This window comes from Mesorhizobium sp. M7A.F.Ca.US.014.04.1.1 (assembly GCF_003998745.1).
GTDB lineage: Bacteria > Pseudomonadota > Alphaproteobacteria > Rhizobiales > Rhizobiaceae > Mesorhizobium > Mesorhizobium ciceri.
This window is the reverse complement of sequence record NZ_RZRW01001232.1, coordinates 1-794: the sequence shown is the minus strand read 5'-3', so window position 1 is coordinate 794 and position 794 is coordinate 1. Positions and strand designations below refer to the sequence as shown.

The window sequence follows — 794 nt, the reverse complement described above, 5'->3', positions numbered from 1 at the left end:
GCGCTATACCGAGCGGGGCATGGCGATGGTCGACCGGTAGGGGGCGCCTGCTCCAGCGTCCGCGACAATCTCGCCAAGCTCGTTCCGAATAGTGATGCTAACGAAAGCCCAGATGCTTCCGATAGCAGTGGGTTTCCACGGTGAACCTGCCGGCGACATCATCCGGCAGCCAAAGTGCGTCTTCGAAGCTGCGGTTCAAGCGCCATCCTTCGCGGGCATAAAATCTCTGCGCGCGGACATTTCCCGCCGTGCAGAAAAGCTCGGCCTCCGCCACGCCCTGTTCGCACAAGAGATGCTCGGCATAAGACAGCAGATCGCGGGCGGTTCCGCTTCCCCGTGCCTGCGGGCTTACATAGAGTTTGACCAGCTCCGCCCCGTTTATCGAGACGAAGCCAAGCAATCCATCGGCAGCCGCCACATGGAAGGCATCGGTGGATTGCTCCAGCCACAGCGCAAAATGCGCCGGCGTTCGGTACGCCAGGATTTCGGCTGGAACCAGATGCGCATGGGCATCATGCCAGCCCTGATGCCACAGTTGCACGATCGCCGACCGGTCGGCTTCCTGGGCTGGGCGAATTTCGAGCATTTCTCACCGCCGACGGGTAGCTAATCCGTAAGGCCGCGCGGAGGGCCGCCTGGTTCCATGGGCCTTCCGCCGATTTCGGTCAACCCGCCGCTGCCGCGGTAACCTTCTTGGACGCGGCCCGCTGTCGCCGCATGCGCCGTTTGGCGACAAGCTTGAGCGCGACCGGCGGCTCGTTTGACAGCTCCGCCACCACCGCGTCGACCATGCC

Annotated in this window: 1 protein-coding gene; it reads right to left on the bottom strand. The window is 63.4% G+C overall.

Going from position 1 to position 794, the window contains the following annotated elements:
- Positions 1-97: 97 nt before the first annotated feature.
- Complete coding sequence (locus EOA22_RS35760; RefSeq protein WP_027160744.1) at positions 98-586, bottom strand: GNAT family N-acetyltransferase; 489 nt, start codon at positions 584-586, stop codon at positions 98-100.
- Positions 587-794: the final 208 nt, after the last annotated feature.